This is a genomic window from Psittacicella gerlachiana (assembly GCF_003585965.1).
Classification (GTDB): Bacteria; Pseudomonadota; Gammaproteobacteria; order Enterobacterales; family Psittacicellaceae; genus Psittacicella; species Psittacicella gerlachiana.
Genome location: NZ_NRJF01000144.1, coordinates 1 through 2127, shown reverse-complemented (window position 1 = coordinate 2127; position 2127 = coordinate 1). Strand labels below are relative to the sequence as shown.

Here is a 2127-nt window from a genome sequence, read left to right as displayed (position 1 = left end):
TCACTTGGCTACAGAATTTTTTCTTTAAATTAAAAACCTTTTCCCTAGATATCTGTCTAATAGGCAAGAAAATTTTCTCTATAGATGATATAGTAAATCTTTAGTTAGATTAAACTGACTCCTTGTAATTTCTAAAATTATTTGGCAACAATTTTAGAATTTAACTTCTTTGAATAGGCATATGTATGTTAAATAAATTCTTAGCCCCAACTTTAAAAGTTAGCTTACTTGCAGTTCTCTTAGGTACTGGCTTCATACTAACTTCTTGCACTCAAGCGACCAACCCTCAAAGTCAAAATTCGACGACATATCTTAGTTCTTTAGTTATCTCTACTTCTGAATGGAATGACTTTGTCGCTGCTCGTAATCGTTTTGATATTCAATATCGTAACTTTTTGCACTATTATGATACTCTTGGTACTCAGGGAGACTTTACTCTTAGCCATGCAGAGAAAGAAAATATCAAAGCCCAAATTATTACCTTACACGAAGACCTTAACTCTTTTACCGTAACTAACTTTGACTACTCTTATGGTAAGGTAACCGTAAGTAGTGAACATGTTGCTAATATTTACAGCCTTTACAATTTAATCAATGCTTTAAATCAAATGGTTGGCGACCAAGTTCTTAATGCAAAAATTATTTTCTCTCCATCGAGATTTATAGCACCTCATCTAGACCAAGCAACTTACCAACAAATGCAACAAGCATTAGCAACAGTCAATGCTCAACTTGGTAAATAATCAAGCTTTTAACTAACTCTATCTCCTCTTACTCAGTTAAGATTTTTAAAATCTAAATTGAGACTTTGAGAGTAGTCACAAACCTCTAAACAGCATGAGCTAAGCTCTTATGCTGTTTAGAGGTTTTAAATGTTTATACGTGGTTTAAATGACTTACAACCATTCGTAAGCTTAAAAAACTAAAAAACTTATCCCCTATAAACTTTTATCACCATTCCTCACTCTCTAACTCAATAAGCAAACACTTCTATAAAATAATACAAATTGGTTATTTGAGCATTTTTACTTTCACAATAATTTTGCCTTTACTGAAGATATAAACATGAAATAAAGAGCAACCTAGATTACTCTAATCTAAATTGCTCTTTATTTAATTTGACAATATTGTTCAACCTCACCATGGTTAAACACTAAACCTAAAGGTTTATACTCAGTACCATCATAAGTGATATATAATCTTGCTTCGGTTTCTCCCGATAACAAACTTGTGCATCTCGCAAAACTTAAAGAATCTAATTGCTTTAAAAAAGCATGAGGAATATGATTTATTTCCTTAATCTCTTTTAGCTTCACTTCTCTTTGCTGAGAAATCACCGTTACTTTTAAAGCTTTCGTAAAGTTTACCTTACACCCTTTGTAGAGTTTTTCTTGGTCTTGATCATTGGTCACATAAACTACAGCATTAGTTAATTGCCAAGCAAAATTATTTTTACGGAAATTCGCTTGCTCCAAATTATTACTATTCGGATTTACCACTGAACTTCCTTTAGGTAAATTTTGCCCAAAACCATCATACACGAGGGTAATTCTTTTCGCCTGAGCAAAGCTAGCAGGAGTTACTTGGGTACGACGTTCGGCACACCAAATATCAATTCCTTGTGCAGTCGCAAAATACCAAGGAATAACTTGTGAAGAACGAGGCTTTTCCGTACTTATAAAAAACTTTTGTTGAATATTTTTTACAAAATAGGTAATGGTATCGGCATTACTGATCTTCGCTATCCACAAAAATGGAATTAGTGCAATAAACTTCCACCATTGTAATCTTTTCTTTTTCATCTACTCACCTAAAATCATAATCTCTAAGATTATTATATCCAGTTTTCTTTCTTCTCAAAGCTTTTCTTTGCTAACTAATATATTGTCTTCTCTCTACTTTAATTAGTTCTACTTGATTCTAAACGTAAAAAATCCTACTCTTGTAGAGTAGGATCTAAACAACATAATTATTCTAGTTATATTTTTTACTTAAGAGAAACACAAACAACAAAACAACGAACAACACAAACTCTTAAGTAGAAAACAAAAAAATCATTTAGATGTTTTTTGCTTTCTTCCCTATCATACCAAAAGAGAAAGCTTTTTGCAATGAATAATCTCATCT

2 protein-coding genes are annotated in these 2127 nt (G+C 31.9%); one reads left to right on the top strand and one right to left on the bottom strand.

Annotated features, from left to right (window positions below):
- The first annotated feature begins 185 nt into the window (after positions 1-185).
- Positions 186-743 carry a hypothetical protein gene (locus tag CKF59_RS05205; RefSeq protein ID WP_119534906.1) on the top strand — a complete coding sequence of 186 codons (558 nt, stop codon included), beginning with the start codon at positions 186-188 and terminating at the stop codon, positions 741-743.
- Between the two features lie 366 nt (positions 744-1109).
- Here the strand turns inward: CKF59_RS05205 and CKF59_RS05200 are convergent, their stop codons facing one another.
- On the bottom strand, positions 1110-1802 hold the full coding sequence (locus CKF59_RS05200; protein ID WP_119534905.1) for a hypothetical protein: 693 nt from the start codon (positions 1800-1802) through the stop codon (positions 1110-1112).
- Between the last annotated feature and the right edge of the window lie 325 nt (positions 1803-2127).